General features: G+C 63.3%; 19 protein-coding genes. 10 read left to right on the top strand and 9 right to left on the bottom strand.

All coding sequences use genetic code 11. The features are described from left to right. Positions 1 to 7: 7 nt before the first annotated feature. The 4 genes from ROE7235_RS02035 to ROE7235_RS02020 all read right to left on the bottom strand — a co-directional run bounded on the left by ROE7235_RS02035 (position 8) and on the right by ROE7235_RS02020 (position 3429). Positions 8 to 2020 (bottom strand): ASKHA domain-containing protein, encoded by a 2013-nt coding sequence (locus ROE7235_RS02035; RefSeq protein ID WP_121093000.1) that lies wholly within the window; start codon positions 2018 to 2020, stop codon positions 8 to 10. Positions 2021 to 2110: 90 nt separating this feature from the next. Further along, positions 2111 to 2527 (bottom strand): universal stress protein, encoded by a 417-nt coding sequence (locus tag ROE7235_RS02030; RefSeq protein WP_121092999.1) that lies wholly within the window; start codon positions 2525 to 2527, stop codon positions 2111 to 2113. An 82-nt stretch (positions 2528 to 2609) separates the two neighbouring features. Further along, positions 2610 to 3026: a universal stress protein gene (locus tag ROE7235_RS02025; protein WP_121092998.1), complete on the bottom strand. Its 417-nt coding sequence runs from the start codon at positions 3024 to 3026 to the stop codon at positions 2610 to 2612. Then, positions 3019 to 3429 carry a universal stress protein gene (locus ROE7235_RS02020; RefSeq protein ID WP_183073271.1) on the bottom strand — a complete coding sequence of 137 codons (411 nt, stop codon included), beginning with the start codon at positions 3427 to 3429 and terminating at the stop codon, positions 3019 to 3021. The genes ROE7235_RS02025 and ROE7235_RS02020 overlap by 8 nt, the downstream gene beginning before the upstream one ends. Positions 3430 to 3617: 188 nt before the next feature. Between ROE7235_RS02020 and glmU the strand changes: the two genes are divergently transcribed. From glmU to ROE7235_RS01985, 7 genes are read left to right on the top strand one after another with little or no spacing between them, the layout of a single operon-like run. Further along, entirely contained in the window at positions 3618 to 4967 is a 1350-nt protein-coding gene (gene glmU / locus ROE7235_RS02015) for a bifunctional UDP-N-acetylglucosamine diphosphorylase/glucosamine-1-phosphate N-acetyltransferase GlmU (protein WP_121092996.1), read from the top strand. A gap of 4 nt (positions 4968 to 4971) precedes the next feature. Beyond that, complete coding sequence (gene glmS, locus ROE7235_RS02010; RefSeq protein ID WP_121092995.1) at positions 4972 to 6789, top strand: glutamine--fructose-6-phosphate transaminase (isomerizing); 1818 nt, start codon at positions 4972 to 4974, stop codon at positions 6787 to 6789. Positions 6790 to 6834: 45 nt separating this feature from the next. After that, a complete protein-coding gene (gene ccmA, locus ROE7235_RS02005; protein ID WP_121093132.1) occupies positions 6835 to 7455 on the top strand; it encodes a heme ABC exporter ATP-binding protein CcmA in 621 nt (206 codons plus the stop codon). Further along, positions 7452 to 8108, top strand: a complete 657-nt coding sequence (ccmB, locus tag ROE7235_RS02000; protein ID WP_121092994.1) for a heme exporter protein CcmB — start codon at positions 7452 to 7454, stop codon at positions 8106 to 8108. Before ccmA ends, ccmB begins: the two co-directional genes overlap by 4 nt. 51 nt (positions 8109 to 8159) lie before the next feature. Then, positions 8160 to 8891, top strand: coding sequence for a heme ABC transporter permease (locus ROE7235_RS01995; protein ID WP_121092993.1), 732 nt, complete (start codon positions 8160 to 8162; stop codon positions 8889 to 8891). Next, a complete protein-coding gene (gene ccmD, locus ROE7235_RS01990; RefSeq protein ID WP_245963860.1) occupies positions 8888 to 9046 on the top strand; it encodes a heme exporter protein CcmD in 159 nt (52 codons plus the stop codon). Before ROE7235_RS01995 ends, ccmD begins: the two co-directional genes overlap by 4 nt. Further along, on the top strand, positions 9039 to 9578 hold the full coding sequence (locus ROE7235_RS01985) for a DsbE family thiol:disulfide interchange protein (RefSeq protein ID WP_121092992.1): 540 nt from the start codon (positions 9039 to 9041) through the stop codon (positions 9576 to 9578). The genes ccmD and ROE7235_RS01985 overlap by 8 nt, the downstream gene beginning before the upstream one ends. A 3-nt stretch (positions 9579 to 9581) precedes the next feature. Here the strand turns inward: ROE7235_RS01985 and ROE7235_RS01980 are convergent, their stop codons facing one another. The 3 genes from ROE7235_RS01980 to acnA form a co-directional block, all read right to left on the bottom strand. Beyond that, on the bottom strand, positions 9582 to 11144 hold the full coding sequence (locus ROE7235_RS01980) for a cation:proton antiporter domain-containing protein (protein ID WP_121093130.1): 1563 nt from the start codon (positions 11142 to 11144) through the stop codon (positions 9582 to 9584). Positions 11145 to 11238: 94 nt separating this feature from the next. Further along, positions 11239 to 11616, bottom strand: a complete 378-nt coding sequence (locus tag ROE7235_RS01975) for a hypothetical protein (protein ID WP_121092991.1) — start codon at positions 11614 to 11616, stop codon at positions 11239 to 11241. 96 nt (positions 11617 to 11712) lie between these two features. Continuing rightward, positions 11713 to 14463, bottom strand: a complete 2751-nt coding sequence (gene acnA, locus ROE7235_RS01970; RefSeq protein WP_121092990.1) for an aconitate hydratase AcnA — start codon at positions 14461 to 14463, stop codon at positions 11713 to 11715. Positions 14464 to 14695: 232 nt separating this feature from the next. On the opposite strand from acnA, the gene ROE7235_RS01965 reads away from it, so the two are divergent. The 3 genes from ROE7235_RS01965 (at position 14696) to ROE7235_RS01955 (ending at position 18174) form a co-directional block, all read left to right on the top strand. Continuing rightward, on the top strand, positions 14696 to 15418 hold the full coding sequence (locus tag ROE7235_RS01965) for a DUF1223 domain-containing protein (RefSeq protein WP_245963859.1): 723 nt from the start codon (positions 14696 to 14698) through the stop codon (positions 15416 to 15418). 69 nt (positions 15419 to 15487) lie between these two features. Beyond that, positions 15488 to 15946: a (2Fe-2S)-binding protein gene (locus ROE7235_RS01960; RefSeq protein ID WP_121092989.1), complete on the top strand. Its 459-nt coding sequence runs from the start codon at positions 15488 to 15490 to the stop codon at positions 15944 to 15946. Beyond that, positions 15943 to 18174: a xanthine dehydrogenase family protein molybdopterin-binding subunit gene (locus ROE7235_RS01955; RefSeq protein ID WP_121092988.1), complete on the top strand. Its 2232-nt coding sequence runs from the start codon at positions 15943 to 15945 to the stop codon at positions 18172 to 18174. Before ROE7235_RS01960 ends, ROE7235_RS01955 begins: the two co-directional genes overlap by 4 nt. 42 nt (positions 18175 to 18216) lie before the next feature. Here the strand turns inward: ROE7235_RS01955 and ROE7235_RS01950 are convergent, their stop codons facing one another. Both ROE7235_RS01950 and efp read right to left on the bottom strand, forming a co-directional pair. Continuing rightward, positions 18217 to 19476: an META domain-containing protein gene (locus tag ROE7235_RS01950; RefSeq protein WP_183073269.1), complete on the bottom strand. Its 1260-nt coding sequence runs from the start codon at positions 19474 to 19476 to the stop codon at positions 18217 to 18219. Positions 19477 to 19513: 37 nt separating this feature from the next. After that, positions 19514 to 20077, bottom strand: a complete 564-nt coding sequence (efp, locus tag ROE7235_RS01945; protein ID WP_121092986.1) for an elongation factor P — start codon at positions 20075 to 20077, stop codon at positions 19514 to 19516. Positions 20078 to 20149 lie beyond the last annotated feature (72 nt).

The raw sequence follows: 20149 nt of genomic DNA, 5'->3' as shown, positions 1-20149 counted from the left end.
GCCCGCTTCAACCCCGTTTGCGCCTGCGCCCCTCGCCCCCGCCGGTGTTGAAGCTGACTTGCGGCAGCGTGACCACGCGCGACAGTTCGGGGAAGGGGGCTGTGGCATGGGGCAGCGCGTTGGCGGCCACGAAATGTTCCTGAAAGCGCGGTTCGATTGCGGTTTCCACTTTGTGGATGCGGGTCACGGTGCGTTCTATCGCGGCGCGCGCCGTCTTGCTACACAGCGCAATCCGCGCGCCGGTGCCTGCGGCATTGCCTGCACTGGTCACGCGGTCCAGATGTGCATCGGGGATCATGCCCAGAACCATCGCGTGTTTGGGGCTGATATGTGCGCCGAATGCGCCCGCCAGAACGATGCGGTCCACCGTGTCGGTGCCGATTTCGTCCATCAGCAGCCGCGCGCCAGCGTAGAGCGCCGATTTCGCAAGCTGGATCGCGCGGATATCGCCTTGGGTAACGGTGATGCGCGGCCCGCCGGAGGCGGTGGCATCGTGGATCAGGTAGGCATGCGTGCGCCCCTCTGGCTGTGAGCGCCATGTGCCCGTCTGCTCTGCCGAGCCGATCAGGCCCTTCGGGTCCACCAGTCCTGCCATGCGCATTTCCGCCACGGCCTCTATAATGCCTGATCCGCAAATGCCGGTCACATTGGCGTCGAACGCCGGGTCATCCGACCACAACTCGCTGCCGATGACGCGGAAGCGCGGTTCCTTGGTGACGGGGTCAATCTCTATCCGCTCTATCGCGCCCGGTGCGGCGCGCTGCCCCGATGAGATTTGCGCCCCCTCGAACGCAGGGCCGGTGGGGGATGAACAGGCCAGCACGCGGCGCTTGTCACCCAGCAGTATCTCGGCATTCGTGCCGACATCGACCACCAGAACCAGATCATCCGACTGCTCTGGCGCTTCTGACAGGGCCACGGCGGCAGCATCGGCACCAACATGGCCTGCGATGCAGGGCAAAAGATAGGCGCGGGCAGAGGGGTTTAGCGCGGTCAGGTCCAATTCGCGCGCCGCCAGCGTCAGCGCGTCAGATGTCGCCAGCGCGAACGGGGCCTGCCCCAGTTCCACAGGGTCCACGCCCAAAAGCAAATGGTGCATGACCGGGTTGCACACGATCACCGTTTCCATGATCTGGCGGGCGTTTGCCCCGACCTCTATAGCCAGTTCCGCAATCAGCGTGTCGAGCGCCTCGCGCACGGCGCGTGTCATCTCGACATCGCCGCCGGGATTCATCATGGAGTAGCTGACGCGGCTCATCAGGTCTTCGCCAAAGCGGATCTGCGGGTTCATGATGCCCGATGATGCCACCACCTGCCCGTCGCGCAGATCGCACATATGCGCGGCGATGGTGGTCGAGCCCAGATCAATCGCCAGCCCGTAAAGCGCGCTCTCATACAGGCCCGGCCAGATATCGAGCACTTGCGCCGCGCCGCCGCGATGATCGGAAAACACCGCGACCGTGACCTGCCAGCCGCCCGCGCGCAAGGCGGGTTGCAGCTTGCGCAGCACGTCCAGCCCCATCGTGATGTCTGCCACGTCCCATTGCGCGCGCAGCGCCGCGCCCAGCCGTTCCAGATCGCCCGACGGCTCGTGCATGTCGGGTTCGGCTACTTCTACCAAATAGAGCCTTGTGGCCGGGTCCATTACCACCGCGCGCGCCGTTGCATCCTTGCGCACGACCTGCTTGTGAAGCTGGCTTTCCACCGGAACATCAATGACGACATCGCGCATGACCTGCGCCTGACAGCCCAAGCGGCGGCCCGCTTTCAGGCCGCGCTTGTCATGGTAGCGTTGTTCGACCGCGTTCCAGTCCGACAGCGCATCGAGCGCGACCTGCACGCCGTGTTTGGCAAAGTCGCCATAGCCCGGCGTGATCTGGCATTTGGAACAGATGCCGCGCCCACCACAGACAGAGTCGAGATCGACACCCAACTGGCGCGCGGCACTCAGAACCGGCGTGCCAACGGGGAACCGCCCCCGCTTGCCAGAGGGCGTGAATATCACCAGTGGGTCCGACATATGCTGCTCACCTACAAATCCGTAAGCGACAGATACCCTTTTGCACCGCGCAGGGAAGGTTTGTTAGCGTCACATGCCGCGAAAAAAGCGTCAGCGGCTGACCAGTACCGACACTTGACTGTGGCGCACCACGCGCGACGCAGTCGAGCCGATGAAGTAATCGCTCATGCCGGGTTTATGGCTGGCGATCATGATCAGGTCGGCATGGCATTCGTCCGCGCAGGCCAAGATATTGTCCGACGGACGCCCGCCGCGAATATCGACATCCACGCGCTTGGCCTTGGCCGATGCGGCGAGCGAGTCGACCTGCTCGCGGATGGCCTTGCGGTGTTCCAGCAATTGCTCTTTCGCGACCGCGGCGGCCAGATAGGCGGGCACTTCGTCCAGCACATGCACAAGGGTGATTGTGCCGTCCGGGTCGATCAGCTTGTTGGCTTTCTCGATCAGGCTGCGGCTTGTGGCCCCTTGGTTGAACAAGGCCACGGCGACGATAATGGACTTATACATGCTGCCCTCCAAGAACAGGTTTCTCTGTCGTCAGACTGGCACAAGGGCGGCGGATTGGCAAACCGCGCCGCCCCGCCGGTGTTTACCGCGTGACCAGAACCGAGCATTGCGCATGGCGGACAATGCGCGCGGCGGTCGAGCCGATGAAATAGTCGCTCAGGCCCGGCTTGTGGCTGGCGATCATGATCAGATCAGCGTTGGTTTCCTTGGCGGCCCCAAGGATAGAGGCCGACGGCTGGCCATGACGGATGATGGCCTTGACCTTGATGCCCGATGCGCTGGCGGCCATCGCATCCAGTTGGTCCTGCACCTCGCGCTGGCGCGCGCCCATGTGTTCCTTGGGGATAGAGGCCGCGACATAGCCGGGCACTTCTTCTATGACGTGGACAAGTGTCACGGCCCCGCCGGCGTTCAGCAATGTCTGGGCCTTGTCCAGCGCGGCGCGGGTGGTTGCGCCCTCATTGAACAGCGCGGCGGCGATCACGATGGAATCATACATGTTGGTCGGTCCTTTCTGGGTTGGTCTGGGGTGCCACAAGCACCGATATGGTGGCGTGGCGGGTCAACTTGGTCGCGGTCGTCTGGCGCATGAACTCTGCCATATCGGGCAGGCCGCTGGCCAGCATAACCAGATCGGCACCGTCGGCATCTGCCATGGCGCGGATGTGCGGCGCAACCGCACCGTCGCGCAAAACCGGCAGAATACGGTGGTCGGTCCCGTCGCTCAGCGCAAGCAGTCCGGCCATGGCGCTGGCGCGGCGCTTGTCGGTTGCCGCCGCGTCCAGCACATGCAGCAACCGTATAGTGCCGTCAGGGCCGCAGAGGCGTTGCGCCTGTGCCAGAAGCGCTTTGGCGCGGGCAGGCGCGGCCAGATCGGCGGCGACAAGAATCGTGTCATACATTGGCTGTCCTTTGACATGGCCTAGAAGCGTATCATCGCGCATGGACGTGGCCAGCGCCTTGATATCGGTCAAACCGGCGGGAATTCGCGCCTGTTTCAAAATGAAACCAGCCGTGATCGGCCCAAGGCTTGCACACGGACGCCAATCCGCGCATGCAGGCGGAAAATACAAAGCGGATTTGAGGGCACATGAGTATTTCGCTTGTCATTCTGGCAGCCGGTCAGGGCAGCCGTATGCAATCCGACCTTCCCAAAGTGTTGCACAAGCTGGCAGGGGTCCCTTTGGTGGTGCATGCCATGCGCGCGGGTCGTGCGCTTGACCCGGCGTGCGTGGTCGTTGTCGTGGGGCACGGTGGCGAAGCGGTCGCCAAGATTGTCATGGCCGAGGATGAGAGCGCGCAGATCGTCACCCAGTCCGAACAGCTTGGCACCGCCCATGCCGTGGATCAGGCGCGCGCGGCGCTGGACGGGCAGGGCGGTGATATCGCCGTTCTGTTCGGCGATACCCCGTTTATCCGCCCGGAAACGCTAGAGGCGCTGCAAGCCGCCCGCACCCAGAACGACGTGGTCGTGCTGGGCTTTCATGCCGCCGATCCGGGCCGCTACGGGCGCTTGGTGACGCAGGGTGACAGGCTGGACCGGATTGTCGAGTTCAAAGACGCAACAGAGGACGAGCGCGCGATCACGCTGTGCAACAGCGGTGTTCTATGCGCCGACCGGGCCACGCTGTTCGACCTGATCGCAGAGGTCGGCAATGACAACGCATCGGGCGAATATTACCTGACGGACGTGGTGGCCTTGGCCCGTGCACGCGGGCTGAGCGCCGGTGTCGTCACCTGCCCCGAGGCAGAGACGCTGGGCATAAACACCCGTGCGGAACTGGCCGGGGCAGAGGCCGCGTTTCAGCGCCAAGCCCGCGCAGAGGCGCTTGATAACGGTGTGACCCTGCAAGCGCCGGACACGGTCATCTTTGCCCAAGACACCTGTCTGGGCCGCGATTGCATGGTCGAGCCGTATGTCGTCTTCGGTCCCGACGTGACGGTCGAATCAGGTGCCACCATCCGCGCCTTCAGCCATCTGGAAGGCTGCCATGTCAGCCGTGGCGCGGTGGTCGGCCCTTATGCCCGCCTGCGCCCCGGCGCGGAATTGGCAGAGGATGTGCGCGTCGGGAATTTCGTGGAAATAAAGAACGCGCAACTGGCCGAGGGGGCCAAGGTCAACCACCTGTCCTATGTCGGCGATGCCGATATCGGCGCGCGCGCCAATCTGGGCGCGGGCACGGTGACCTGCAACTATGACGGCGTGTTCAAGCACCGCACCACGATTGGCGAGGATGCGTTTGTCGGGTCGTCGACAATGTTGGTTGCGCCGGTGACGGTGGGGGCACACGCCCTGACAGGGTCGGGCTCTGTCATTACCCGTGATGTGCCCGACGGCGCGCTGGCGCTTGGCCGCGCGCCGCAAGACACCAAACCAGGTATGGGGCGCAAGCTGATGGACCGGTTGCGCGCCCGCAAAGCAGAGCAGAAAAAGGGGTGAAACCATGTGTGGAATCGTCGGTATACTTGGTAAACACGAAGTCTCGCCCGCCATCCTGTCGGCCCTGAAGCGGCTGGAATATCGCGGCTATGACAGCGCAGGCATCGCCACAGTCAATGCCGGTGTGCTGGACCGCCGCCGCGCGGTCGGCAAGCTGATAAACCTGTCCGACACATTGGTGCATGACCCGCTTCCGGGGCGCGTGGGCATTGGCCACACCCGCTGGGCCACCCATGGCGGCCCGACCGTGGCAAACGCCCACCCGCATCGTGCCGGCAAGGTTGCGGTGGTGCATAACGGCATTATTGAAAACTTTCGCACGCTGCGCGAGGAACTGACCGCAGAGGGCGCAGAGTTTCAAAGCCAGACCGATACCGAAACCATCGTGCAACTGACCTCGCGCCTGCTGGATGACGGGCGCACGCCCCTGCAAGCCGCGCGCGAAACATTGGCGCGGCTGGACGGGGCCTTTGCGCTGGCCTTCGTGTTTGATGGCGAAGATGATCTGATGATTTGCGCACGGCGCGGGTCGCCCCTGTGCATCGGGCATGGTACAGAAGAGATGTTCCTCGGCTCTGACGCGATTGCGCTGGCCGACATGACCGACCGCATCACCTATCTGGAAGAGGGCGATCTGGCGGTCCTGACGCGCGCCGGCGCGCAGATTTTCGACGCTGACGGGAACCAGACCAACCGCCCCGTGACCCGCATCAACCTCGATACCGCGCAGGTCGACAAATCCGGCCATAAGCATTTCATGGCAAAGGAAATGGCCGAACAACCCGCCATTCTGAAAGCCGCGCTGGGGTTCTATTCGGGACTGGACAGCGACACTCTGGAACTGCCAGAGGGGATTGATTTTGCGCGCACCGACCGGCTGATCATGGTGGCCTGCGGGACCGCCTATTACGCCTGCCAGGTGGCGAAATACTGGTTCGAGAAATATGCGGGCCTGCCGGTGGAACTGGATATCGCCAGCGAATACCGCTACCGCGATCCGGTTCTGGGCCGCGACAACATGGCGTTGTTTGTCAGCCAGTCGGGCGAAACCGCCGACACATTGGCCGCGCTGCGCCATGTGCGGCCGCATGTCGCGCAGGTCGTGTCGGTGGTCAATGTGCTGACCTCGTCCATCGCGCGTGAAAGCGACATAGCCTTGCCCATCCATGCAGGCCCGGAAATTGGCGTGGCCTCTACCAAGGCCTTTACCGCGCAGCTTCTGGTGCTGGCGGTGTTGGCGCTGGAGGCGGGGCGCGCGCGCGGCTTCCTGAGCGCCGAGGACTATGCCCGTCTGGTTGAAGACCTGCGCAGTCTGCCCGGTTTCATGGCGCAGGCGCTGGACCGCGAAGGCGAGATCGAACGTCTGACCAAGATGCTCAGCCAAGCCCGTGACGTGCTGTTTCTGGGCCGTGGTACAATGTACCCCATGGCGCATGAAGGCGCGCTGAAACTAAAAGAAATCAGCTATATACACGCCGAAGCTTATGCAGCGGGAGAGCTGAAGCACGGCCCGATCGCGCTGATCGATTCGGATTTTCCGGTTATCGTTTTCGCGCCGTTTGACGGGCTGTATGACAAAACCGTTTCCAACATGCAGGAGGTTATGGCGCGGCAGGGCGAAGTGCTGCTGATCAGCGACCCTGCCGGTCTGAAAGCGGCGGGCGAAGTGCCGCACAGCTTGCAAATGCCGCCCGTGCCGGAACTGATCGCGCCGATTGTCTATGCCGTGCCCGCCCAGCTTATCGCCTACCACACGGCGCTGCATCGGGGCACCGATGTCGACCAGCCGCGCAACCTTGCGAAATCGGTGACGGTGGAATAGCGCGCCGCCCTTTCCTTGGGCGGCAAAGCGGGCTATGCGACATTCATGTCTTTGAAGGTGACAGATCTGGCCTGTGCCCGTGGTGGCCTGCCCCTGCTGGAAGGGGTCAGCTTTGCATTGGTACCCGGTCAGGCGCTGGTGCTGCGCGGGCCGAATGGCTGCGGCAAAACCACGGCCTTGCGCACCATTGCCGGGCTGCAACCGGCAATGGCGGGCCAGATCGACAGCCCCCCCGACACGATTGCCTATGCGGGCCATGCGGACGGGTTGAAAGCCACGCTGAGCGTTACAGAAAACCTGACCTTTTGGGCCGCGATCTATGGCACCAACGGCATTGACCACGCGCTGGACCGGATGAACCTGCGCCAGCTTGCCGACCGCGCCGCGCAAAACCTGTCAGCCGGGCAAAAGAGGCGGCTGGGGTTGGCGCGGTTGATGGTCACGGGGCGGCCCGTCTGGGTGCTGGATGAACCGACCGTGTCGCTTGATGCCGCGTCGGTCGCGCTTTTTGCCGATGTGGTGCGCGCGCACCTGGCGGCGGGCGGAATGGCCTTGATGGCCACGCATATAGAGCTTGGCTTGCCAGAGGCGCGGGTGCTGGACCTTGGCCCTTACAAGGCACGGCTGCCCGACCCCTCAAGCGGCTTTGACGAGGCGTTCCTATGATCGCGCTGCTGATCCGCGATATGCGATTGGCCTTTCGCGCCGGGGGCGGCTTTGGCCTTGGGTTGGCGTTTTTCCTGATATTGGCGGTGCTCGTGCCGTTGGGCGTCGGGCCAGACCGCACCACATTGGCGCTGATCGCGCCCGGCATTCTGTGGGTCGGCGCGCTGCTGGCCTGCCTGCTGTCGCTGGATCGTATTTTCGCGCTGGATTATGAGGATGGTTCGCTCGACTTGTTGGCAACGGCCCCGGTGCCGCTGGAAGGGGTCGTCAGCATCAAGGCGCTGGCGCATTGGCTGACCACGGGTGTGCCATTGGTGCTGGTGTCGCCCGTGCTTGGTCTGCTGCTGAGCCTGCCTGTGCCCGCCTATGGCTGGCTGCTGCTGTCGCTCATGCTTGGCACGCCTGCACTGTCCGTTATCGGCACCTTTGGCGCGGCGCTGACCGTGGGTCTGAAACGCGGCGGACTATTGCTGTCGCTGCTGGTGCTGCCGCTCTACATCCCGACGCTGGTTTTCGGTGCCGAAGTCGTGTCGCGCGGCGCGCAGGGCTTGGCCGTCGGCACGCCCTTGGCCCTTCTGGCCGGGATCACGGCGGGGGCTGTGGCATTATTGCCCTTTGCCTCGGCCTATGTGATCCGGATAAACCTTCGGTGAACCGCGCCGGTTTCGCTTGAGAGCCCACCCACGCAAAGATAGGTAATCCTCATGTCGTCACTTTGGGAATACGCCAACCCGCTGAAATTCATGCGCACCACCGATTGGTTGCTTCCAATCGTGGCGGTTGCGGCTGTGGTCATCACCACCATCGGGCTGGTCTGGGGGTTTTTCTTCACGCCCGATGATTTTCGCCAAGGGTCGACCGTGAAGATCGTGTTCATCCATGTGCCCGCTGCAATGATGGCGATCAACGCTTGGGTCATGATGCTGGTGGCATCCCTTGTCTGGCTGATCCGCCGCCACCACGTCAGCGCCTTGGCCGCGCGCGCCGCAGCGCCCGTGGGCGCCGTGATGACCGTGATCGGGCTGATTACGGGCGCGGTGTGGGGCCAACCGATGTGGGGCACATGGTGGGCGTGGGACCCGCGACTGACCGCGTTCCTGATCCTGTTCCTGTTCTACCTGGGTTATATCGCCATGTGGTCAGCCATTGATGACCCCGACACGGGCGCAGACCTGACGGCAGTTCTGTGCCTGGTCGGGTCCGTGTTTGCCGTTCTGTCGCGCTATGCCGCAAATTTCTGGAATCAGGGGTTGCATCAGGGCGCGTCGCTGTCGGTCGCTCCCGGCACGCGTATGGATTGGGCCTATAAAGCGCCGCTTTACACTTGCATGGTGGGTTTCGGGCTGATTTTTCTGGCGCTGGTGCTGGCTGGCACCCGCACCGAAATCCGCGCCCGCCGCATGAAAGCCCTTGTCGCACGGGAGCGGATGGCATGATGCCCGATCTTGGACGATACGCGGTCGAAGTGACCTCGGCCTATATTGTGTCGCTGGGCCTGATCGTTGCCTTGGCGCTTTGGTATGTTGCGCGCGGTCGTCGGGTGCGCCGCGACTTGGATGCTTTTGAACAGAAACGAGGAAAGAATGGGTAAAATTCGCCCGCTGATGCTGCTGCCGCCGCTGTTGTTTCTGGGCTTGGCGGTCATGTTCTATTTCGGCAATTTCCGTGAAGGGCGCAATGATCTGCCATCGGCCCGCGCCGGGCAGGACGCGCCCGCGCTTGGGGTCGAACAACTGGGCGAACGCACGCTTCTGACCGATGCCATGCTGCGCGAGGGCGAGGTGACGCTGGTCAATTTCTGGGCCACTTGGTGCCCGCCTTGCCGCGCGGAACACCCGTTTCTGGAAGAACTGGCGCAGGAAGGCACAACCATTTACGGCGTGAACTACCGCGACCAAGCCGACAAGGCAGAAGATTTTCTGGACGATCTGGGCGACCCGTTCCGCGCCATCGGGTCTGACCCTGCCGCCCGCACGGGGCTGGACTGGGGCGTTGTGGGCCTGCCCGAAACCTTTGTGGTGGCAGGCGACGGCACCATCGAATTCCGTTATGCTGGCCCGATCACGCGGGAGATTATGGAAAACCGCATCCGCCCGGCGATGGAGGCGGCGGCAGCGCGCTAGGCGTTAGCCGCCATGCCTGCCCTCGACCTCCAGCACCGTTACGGTGCGGTCGGCAAGGTTCACGCCCGCCTGTGTCATGGTCAGATAGGTGTAATCCGCACCGGCCTCGCGTAGCAGGTGCCGGGTTTCTTCATGCATGACATGGGCAATCACCGGGCCGCTGAACCCGCGCGCGCGCAGCGACCGGACCGCGATCAGCTTGGCCTCCAGGTCACCCAAGGCCAGCACCGCGGCCTTGATCCGCCCCAGATCGACGCTGCGCCAGAAATTGCTGTCCTCGGCATCGGCAAACAGCGCGTTGCGCCCCGCCTCTTGGTGGCCCTTTATGCGGTAGGTGTCGGCATCAAGGCCAATGGGCGACAGTCCCGCCTCGCTCAACCGGTCATAGGCGGCGGTGCCGGTGCGCCCCATGCCAAAGATCAGCACAGTTGCATCACCCAAATCCTTGGGCTGTTCGTCCGGGTGCATGGTCGGGCGTTCGAACCGTTGCAGCCGGTCCTCCAGCCGCTCATAGAGCGGGTGCGCGATCCGGTTCAGCGGGGCCGAGATCAGGAAAGAGAGCGTGACCGCCAGCGCCAGCGGCACAAGGTATTCCGGCAAGACACCCGCCGCCACGATCAGCCCGAATTCGGAATAGGCCGTCAGGCTGAGCGATGACAGAAACGCCGACCGCGCCCGCAGTTTGAACGCAACCAGCAGCGCGTAGAACAAAGCGCCTTTCAGCGGCAGGGCCAGACCGACAACCAGCGCGAATACAAGCGCAGGGCCGTCCGGCAGGCCGGTCAGCCCGATCTCCAGAAAGAAGGCGACAAGGAAGACCTCTTTCAGCGACCACAGCGCGCGTGACAATTCGCTGGCGCGGGCATGGTTCGACAACAACACGCCCATCGCGAGCGCGCCGATCTCGGATGACAGGCCCATCGCCTCGAACCCGTAACCGCCGATGACCAGCGCCAACAGCATGCCCATCAGCACCAGAATCTCGTCATGCCCCGCAAGATCGAGCAGCTTGTGCAGCACCGGGCGCAACAGCGGCAGGCCCAACAACAGCGCGGCCCATGCATTGGGTGTCTGCCCAGACCAGATGGCCAGCACGACCAGCGCGATAATATCCTGCACAATCAGGATGCCGATGGCGGTGCGGCCATGGAACGCGCCCAATTCGCGCTTGCCTTCCAACAGCTTGGCCGCCAGAACGGTCGATGAAAACGCCAGCGCAATCGCCAGCAGCAGCGCGGTTTCCCACGCAACCCCCATCAGCAGTTTGGCCACCGGCGCGAACAAGGCCACGCTGATCGCGAAATGCAGGATTGCGCCGCCCACGACCTGCGGCTGCGCGATCTGTCCCAGTTTCAGCTTTAGCCCGACCGTAAACAACAGCAACAAGACGCCAAGATGCGCGACATGGTGCAGGATTGGCCCAGTTTCTTGTGGTAAACCAAGAGGTTGCGCGGCGATGTTAATGGCAAACCCGGCGGCCAGAAACCCGACCAGCGGCGGCAGCCCGATCTGGCGAACGGCCAAGCCGAAGGCGAAGGCAAAACTGAGGATGATGGTTTCGAACACCGCGCGCACCTGACTTGTCTAAACGATGCGTCACCCTAACCGGGTTCGCGCGCCGGTGAAAAGGGCGCATGACCGATTGCGTCTGTTGCGCCCGTTAATCGCGCAGAACGAAGGCAAGCACCTCTTGGGTGCCGCCTGCGTCGAGAACCAGTTCCCAGCGCCCGGTGCGGGTGAATTGTGCCTCTGCCAGTTCGCCTTGCTGTTCAAGTGCGACGTCATTGCCACCCGCAGGCCGCAAGCGCACACGGCGCACGTCATCCAGCGGGCTGACCGACACGAGCGCCTTGAAGTCGCCATCGACCGCGATTTCTGCGCGCAGCGGCGGCGCAATCTCGACCGTTTCCAGAACAAGCCGCTGGTTCGGGCCGACAATCGGCAGCGGGTCTTTCACGAAGAGCGTGACAGAGGCCATGACCGCGATAAAGGCCAGAAACAGCCCAAGGAAAACAAGTGCGATGATACGGGTTGCCATGGTCTCTCCGAGTTTCGGTAAAGATAGCCCTTAGGCTTGGCAAAAGAAAACCCCGGCGCGGGGTGCGCGCCGGGGTTTGTCGGGAATGTGAAGGCGTTACGCCGCTTTGGCGAGGTTGCGCAGCACATAGTGCAGCACGCCGCCATGCTCGACATATTCCTTCTCGATGCCGGTATCGATGCGGCATTTGAGCGTGATCGTCTTTTCCGTGCCATCTGCGTAGGTGATGGTGCATGGCACTTCGGAAAGTGGTTTAAGATCACCTTCCAAGCCGCTGATATTGATGATTTCATCGCCATTCAGGCCAAGGCTTGCGCGGGTGTCGCCGCCGGTAAATTCGAACGGGATAACGCCCATGCCGACAAGGTTGGAGCGGTGGATACGCTCGAACGATTCCGCGATCACGGCCTTGACGCCCAGCAGGTTCGTGCCCTTCGCAGCCCAGTCCCGGCTGGAGCCCGCGCCGTATTCCTTGCCGCCGATCACGACCAATGGTGTGCCGTCTTCCTGGTAGGCCATAGCGGCGTCGAAAATGGCGGTTTGGTTGCCGTCCGGCCCCTTGGTGTAGCCGCCTTCGACCCCGTCCAGCATCGCATTGCGGATGCGGATATTGGCGAAGGTGCCGCGCATCATCACTTCGTGGTTGCCGCGGCGCGAGCCGTAGCTGTTGAACTCGCGCACAGGCACCTGGCGTTCTTCTAGATAGCGGCCCGCGGGGGTGCTGGCCTTGAAGCTGCCTGCGGGGCTGATGTGGTCGGTCGTGACCATGTCGCCCAGAAGCGCCAGAATACGCGCGCCTTTGACATCAGCAATCGTGCCAGCTTCGGCGCCCATGTCGCGGAAATAGGGCGGGTTCTGGATATAGGTCGAGGAGGCCGGCCAGTCATAGGTTTCCGAATCGGTGGTTTCGACACCTTGCCATTTCTCGTCGCCCTTGAAGACATCGGCGTATTTCGACTGGAACGCCTCTCGCGTGACAGTCGCTTCCACAAGGTCCGCGACCTCTTTCTGGGTTGGCCAGATGTCCTTGAGGTAGACATCCTTGCCTTCGGGCGTTTGCGCGATCGGGTCTTTGGTGATGTCGATATTCATGTCACCGGCCAGTGCATAGGCGACGACCAAGGGGGGCGAGGCGAGGTAGTTCGCGCGCACATCGGGGGAAATGCGGCCTTCAAAGTTGCGGTTGCCCGACAGAACGCTGGTGGCGATCAGGTCGTTGTCGTTGATCGCTTTCGAGATTTCTTCCTGAAGCGGGCCAGAGTTGCCGATGCAGGTGGTGCAGCCATAGCCCACAAGGTTGAAGCCGATGGCATCCAGATCGTCTTGCAATTCTGCCGCTTCCAGATAGGCCGACACGACCTGAGAGCCGGGCGCGAGCGAGGTCTTGACCCAAGGTTTGCGCGTCAGGCCGAGCGCGCGCGCCTTGCGGGCGACCAAGCCGGCCCCGATCATCACATAGGGGTTCGAGGTGTTGGTGCAGGAGGTGATTGACGCGATCACGACAGAGCCATCGCGCAGGGCGTAATCCTCACCGGCGACGGCGGCGGTTTTGCGCGGGTCGGTCGGCGCGGTGGGGGCAGGCCCTTCATCCGCCATGTCGGCGGCGTCGCCACCTGCTGCCACACCGCGATACTCTGACACCACGTCGAGGAACTTCTCGGCCGCCTGCGTCAGCGCGACATGGTCTTGCGGACGCTTGGGGCCGGAAATGGCGGGGACAACGCTTCCCATGTCCAACTCCAGCGTGGACGTATAGACCGGATCGTAATCCGCCCCGCGCCAGAAGCCGTTTTCGCGTGCATAGGCTTCGACCAATGCCACGCGGTCCTCGTCGCGGCCGGTCTGGCGCAGGTAGCGTAGGGTTTCGCCGTCAATCGGGAAGAAGCCGCAGGTCGCGCCGTATTCGGGCGCCATGTTGGCAATGGTCGCGCGGTCCGCGAGCGGCAGGTTGTCCAGCCCTTCGCCGTAGAATTCCACGAATTTGCCCACCACGCCATGCGCGCGCAGCATCTGCACCACTTTCAGAACCAGGTCGGTGGCGGTGGTGCCTTCGACCATGGCACCGGTCAGTTTGAAGCCCACCACTTCGGGGATCAGCATGGACACGGGTTGGCCAAGCATCGCGGCCTCTGCCTCGATCCCGCCGACACCCCAACCCAGCACGGCCAGACCGTTGACCATGGTGGTGTGGCTGTCGGTGCCCACAAGCGTGTCGGGGTAGGCGACGTCTGCGCCGTTCTGGTCGGTATCGGTCCAGACGGTTTGCGCCAGATATTCAAGGTTTACCTGGTGACAAATTCCCGTGCCCGGTGGCACAACGCGGAAGTTGTTGAACGCTTTCTGGCCCCATTTCAGGAAAGTATAGCGCTCGATGTTGCGCTCATACTCGCGGTCCACATTCATCTGAAAGGCGCGCGGGTTGCCGAATTCGTCGATCATCACCGAATGGTCGATGACCAGATCGACCGGGTTCAGCGGGTTGATCTTTTGTGCGTCGCCGCCCAAAGCCTTGATGCCGTCGCGCATGGCGGCAAGGTCCACCACGGCGGGAACGCCGGTGAAATCCTGCATCAGCACGCGGGCGGGGCGATACGCAATCTCGCGCGGGTTCTTGCCGCCATTGGTCGCCCATTCGGCAAAGGCGCGGATGTCGTCGGTCGTGACCGTCTTGCCATCTTCAAAGCGCAGCATGTTTTCCAGAACCACTTTCAACGCCGCGGGCAGCTTGTCGAACTGGCCAAGGCCAGCGGCCTGCGCGGCGGGAATGGAATAATAAGCAATGCTCTTCTCTGCGACTGTGAGGGTCTTGCGCGCACCCGCGCTGTCTTGGCCGACGGTAATGGTCATGGGGCTGAGCCTCCGCTAGAATAGGTGACAGGGGTCTTGGCATCTAGCATTTGCCACCGCTTGCCCTGCCGATCAAGGGGAAAGGCACAAATTTGTATACCGTTGTGCACAAATTTGCCAAATATCGGGCCTGTGGCTATAGTGTCGCGTGGGCGCAGCCCTCGCAAAACCTTGATTGGCGCTCTGGCCCGCGCGTGGTTAGATCGCGCTGGCAATGATAAACGGATCAGGCATGACCACCCATACCGCAACGCTTCTCGCCTTGGGCGCGACGATCGGCTTTGCCACGCCGCTATGGGCGCAGAACAGCCCTGTGGTGATAGAGCTATACACCTCGCAAGGCTGTGCATCCTGCCCGCCCGCAGACGAATTGCTGAATGAACTGGTCGAGCATGACGGTGTTTTGCCCTTGGCACTGCATGTCGACTACTGGGATTACATTGGCTGGGCCGACACGTTCGGCAAACCCGCCTTTAGCGAGCGTCAGAAATCCTATGCCCGCAAGATGGGCCGTAAATCGGTCTATACTCCGCAGATGGTCATTGGCGGGATGGACGATATTCAGGGCAACGCAACCATGCAGGTCGTGGCGTTGATTGCCGAGCACCGGATGAACCCGTTCGCAGAGGGCATGGTTACGGTCGAGATTTCCGCGCAGGACGGCGGCGGCGTGACAATCAGTGCGCAGGCGCGCAGCGTGCTGGACTATGCTGCCGATGTTCAGATCGTCCGCTATCTGGAAGAGGCCACGGTCGAGATTATGGCCGGAGAGAACGCGGGCCGCGAGATAACCTATCGCAATATCGTCACCGACTGGATCGTTCTGGATGCGTGGGACGGGGCTGCGCCGTTCAGCTACACGGTGTCCGAAGCTTTGCCCGAAGGCACAGGCATGGCTGTTCTGGTGCAGGAACAGGGGCTTGGCCCGATCCTTGGGGCCGCGCGCTATCCTTAACGCCGGGTCGGGTCTGGTAGTTCCAAAGCCGCGCCCCATATCTTGGGAAAGCTGTAAGGAAGGCCGCCCATGTCGATCACCCTGACTGTGAATGAAACCGAATACCGGACCGATGCCGCCCCCGACACGCCGCTGCTTTGGGTGCTGCGCGACGAGCTGTCTCTGACCGGCACCAAGTTTGGGTGCGGGATTGCCGCGTGCGGGGCCTGCACCGTGCATGTGGACGGGCAGGCGGTGCGGTCCTGTCAGGTTCGACTGGCGGATATTTGGGGGCCGGTCACGACGATAGAGGGGCTTGGCGACCAAACGCCGCTGCAAGCCGCGTGGGAGCGCCATCAGGTTGCGCAATGCGGCTATTGCCAGTCTGGCCAGATCATGCAGGCAGCCGATTTGCTGGCCAATAACCCGAGCCCCACGGATGACGACATAGACGCTGCGATGGGTGGCAACCTGTGCCGCTGTGGCACCTATACCGCCATCCGTGCCGCGATCCATGATGCAGCCGACCAGATGGGGGGTGCGCAATGAGCCGTCTTGGCACGATCACCCGCCGCACGCTGCTTGTCGGTGCGGTTGCCGTTGCGGGCGGCGCAGCATTCGGCATCTACCAGATTCGCAAACCGGTCGAAAACCCGCTTACCCCCGACCAAGGGGCCACGCTGAACCCCTATGTAATCATCGACACGTCGGGCATCACCATCATCGCGCCGCGTGCCGAGATGGGGCAGGGGGTGCACACCACGCTTGCCGCGCTGGTGGCAGAAGAACTGGACGTGGATTTCGCATCCATCCGGGTCGAACATGGCCCGCCGTCAAGCGCCTATTACAACGGTGCGCTGATGCACGCGGCCTTGCCGGTGGCCGATTACGCCATGAAGGACTGGCAGCACACGGTTGTTGGCGGACTGGCGGCGGCGAGCAAGCTTTTGGGGTTGCAGGTGACAGGGGGATCAACCTCTACCGTCGATGCGTTCGAGAAGATGCGTTATGCTGGCGCCGGTGCGCGCGAGGCGCTCAAGGCCGTTGCCGCCGAGCGTCTTGGCGTTGATCGCGCTGCATTGCGCACCGAGGGCGGCTTTGTCATCGCCCCCGACGACACACGCATTCCCTATGCCGAACTGGCCATGGACGCCGCCGCGCGCCCGGTGCCGGATGTTGGGTTGCGTCCCCAATCTGACTGGACCTTGCTCGGCCGCGCTCTGCCGCGCAGCGACATGCGCGCCAAGATCACCGGCCAGGCGCAATATGCGACCGACATCCCCCTGCCGGGGCTGAAATTCGCCACCGTCCGCATTTGTCCGCATCTGGGCGGCGGCATGGCCGGGTTCGACCCCGCGCCCGCGCTGGATTTGCCGGGCGTCGAGCGCGTGATCGACATGGGCAATGGCGTGGCCGTGATCGCGCGCAACACATGGGCCGCGATGGAAGGTGCAAAAGCGGTGCAGGTGGACTGGACGCCCGCGCCCCTGCCTGCCGACATGGACGGTATGTTCACGGCAATCGCCGCTGCGTTCGATACAGAGCCGAATTCCACTCTGCGTGACGACGGCGACACCAGCGCGCTGCCAGATAGCGCGATCAATGTCGAATATCGCGTGCCCTTTCTGGCCCATTCCACGATGGAGCCGCAGGGCGCCACCGCATGGCTGCAAGACGGGCAGATGACCATCTGGGCGGGCAATCAGGCTCCGCGAATTTGCGTGCAGGTTGCAGCAGAGGCCGCCGGGGTGCCCGAGGATGCGATCACCCTGCACACCACGTTCATGGGCGGTGGCTTTGGTCGCCGTGCGGAAACCGACGCAGTGGCGCAGGTCGCGCGCATCGCCGCCGAAATGCCCGGCACGCCCATTCGCCTGACATGGTCGCGCGAGGAAGACATGCGTCATGATTTCTACCGCCCCGCCGCCATGGCGCGGATGCAAGGCGCGGTGGCAGACGGTCGCATCAGTCATTTCAACGCCGCGATTGCGGCCCCGTCCGTCACCCGCGCGGCCATGACGCGGATCATGGGCAGCGCGCCGGGCGGGGCCGACAAGGGCCATGTCGAAGGCGCGTTTGACCAGCCCTATGCGATCCCGAATTACCGCGTTGCAGGGCATCTGGCGGATCTGGATGTGCCCATCGGGTTCTGGCGCTCTGTCGGCGCGTCTTTCAACGGGTTCTTCCATGAGAGCTTTGTGGATGAACTGGCCCATGCCGCCGGTGCCGACCCGCTTGCGTTCCGGCTGGCGCATGTCGCCCCCGAAAGCGCGGTCGCGGCGGGCGTGCTGGAGCGTGTGCGCGACATGTCGGGCTGGGACACGCCGCTCCCAGAGGGGCGCGCGCGCGGTGTGGCAATGACATGGTCTTTCGGCACGCCGACGGCGGTGGTTCTGGAAATCGCGCGGGCTGGCGGGCGCATGCGCGTCGACCGCGCCTTTATGGCTTGCGACCCCGGTCTGGCGCTGGACCCCGGCATCATTCGCGCGCAGATGGAATCGGGCCTGATCTACGGGCTATCCGCTGCGGTGATGGGCGAGATCACCTTTACCGACGGGCGCGCCGATCAGGAAAACTTCCCCGATTATGACGGCTTGCGCATGTTCAACACGCCGCAGATAGACGTCGCGATCCTGCAAGACAATCCGCATATGGGCGGGGTGGGTGAGCCGGGGACACCGCCTGCCGCGCCTGCTCTGGCCAATGCAATGTTCGCGCTGACAGGCACGCGCGCGCGCAGCCTGCCGCTGCGTGATGTGGCGGATTTCGTTGTCTAGGACACTGTCAGCCGCGGGGCCGGTGGCCGGGCCCGCGGCATTCTAGTGCTTCGCGACCAGAATGGCCGTGCTGCCCGCATACAGAACCAGCCCACCACCGGGCAGGCGCAGGATGCCTGTCGCGGCTTCCAAGGCATCCAGAAACCGGGTTTCCAGATTGGTCAGGTTGGTCGGGCAGGGCAGGCGGGTCGCGCCCAGATCGCGCACCTCTAGCCGGGCACCTGCGACGGCGGCGCGGCCCAGATAGCGGTTGCAACTGGTGCGCCCCGCAACGCGGCCGGTATCGAATTGCAGGGTAAAGGCGTTGGCCCCGTCATCTGCGGGTGGCACAGCGGCACCGAACAGATGCGTCACCTGCCACGGCGCGCCCTCAAGGCTGCGCAAGGGGTTGCCCGCGCACCCCATGGGAAACGCGCCATCCGGTCCCGTCAGGCTGGCGCTAAGCGGGTAGGGCATGTCCACGCCCGGCAGCGTGCAAGGCGCACGACGGACAAGCAGCCTGTGCACACCCATTTCGAACCGCAGCGCGTCATCGCTCTGCCGTGTGATGGTCGTGGCCACGCGCGGCGCAGGCGCATCGGGCGGCGTGACGGCTGCATCGGTCGGCAGCGTCAGCAATGATCCGTCCAATCCGATATCGACCCGCCATGCCGGGTCTTCCAGCGGGCCGAGCGCGGTCAATGGCAGGATCGGGCGTGCCGGGATTGGCTGGCAGGTTTCAATCAGCACGCCCTCGCCGCTTTCGAGTTGCAGCAGGCCCGGAATACGGTTGGCTATCGTGCCATCCTCGGCGGTGAACCGCCCGTCAAGCTCGCTCGGGGCAAAGCGCTTATCGCGCGCGCCGTCCAGCACAAACCCTGCACCATCGGGGACAAGCGCGATCTCCTCGCCGGTGTCGCACAGGTAATCTGTGGTAAAACTGGCGGTCAGCACCGCAGAGAGCGACAGACTGTCCGGCGGTTGGCCGCCCAGAATCGTGGCGCGCGCGCTTTGCAGGCGAAATCTGCCAGCGACCAGCGCGCCGACATGCAGCGTGGTCGCTTGCCGCGACAGGCTTGGCAAAGAGAGTGTGACCTCTGGCGTGCCCACGGACACTGGCTGGCGCAATGTGGTCAAGACCGCACCGGCGCTGTCGCGCGTGACGGCGACAAGTTCGGCGCTGGGGGGTGTGCCTTGACCACCGACTGCGCCCAGCTCGGTCCCTGCTTCTGCCGCGGGCCAGTCGAGCACCAGCGCCACATCCCGTGCCAGCGCGCCTTGCCCAAGGGCAGCGACAACGCAGGCTATGGCAATGACACGCATGGGCTTGATCCCGGAGCGGCGCGCGCTGGAGTGGCGATCAGGCGCGCTCGGTATACTCGAATGTTTCGGTATTGACGACGATATCCTCGTCCTGACCCACGAAAGGCGGCACCAGAACGCGCACGCCATTGTCCAGCAGCGCCGGCTTGAAGCTGTTGGCGGCGGTTTGCCCTTTGACCACAGGCTCGGTTTCCACCACCTTGCAGACCACTTTCTGCGGCAGCGACATGTTCAGCGCTTCCTCGCCATAATATTCGACCGTGACGGTCATGCCATCTTGCAGGAAGGGACGGCGTTCGCCCAGCAATTCCGCGTCCAGTTCGACCTGTTCGAACGTGTCCATATCCATCACGACCAGACGGCCATCAGTCTCATATAGGAACTGCTGGTCTTTTTGTTCCAGCCGCACACGTTCGATCTTGTCGTCAGAGCGGAACCGCTCATTCAGCTTGCGGCCATCGCGCAGGTTTTTCATTTCGACCTGCGCAAACGCACCGCCCTTGCCGGGTTTGACATGCCCGACTTTGACCGCCGCCCACAGGCCGCCGTCATGTTCCAGCACATTGCCGGGACGAATTTCGTTTCCGTTGATCTTGGGCATGGGATAAACCTTGGCAAATGCGCGACATTTTCTTGGCGCATGCTATATCGCGGCGGGGTCAGTCACGCAAGA

Origin of the sequence: Roseinatronobacter ekhonensis (genome assembly GCF_900499075.1) — a bacterium.
GTDB lineage: Bacteria > Pseudomonadota > Alphaproteobacteria > Rhodobacterales > Rhodobacteraceae > Roseinatronobacter > Roseinatronobacter ekhonensis.
The sequence above is the reverse complement of the archived record's forward strand: the minus strand, read 5'-3'. Positions and strand labels throughout refer to the sequence as shown.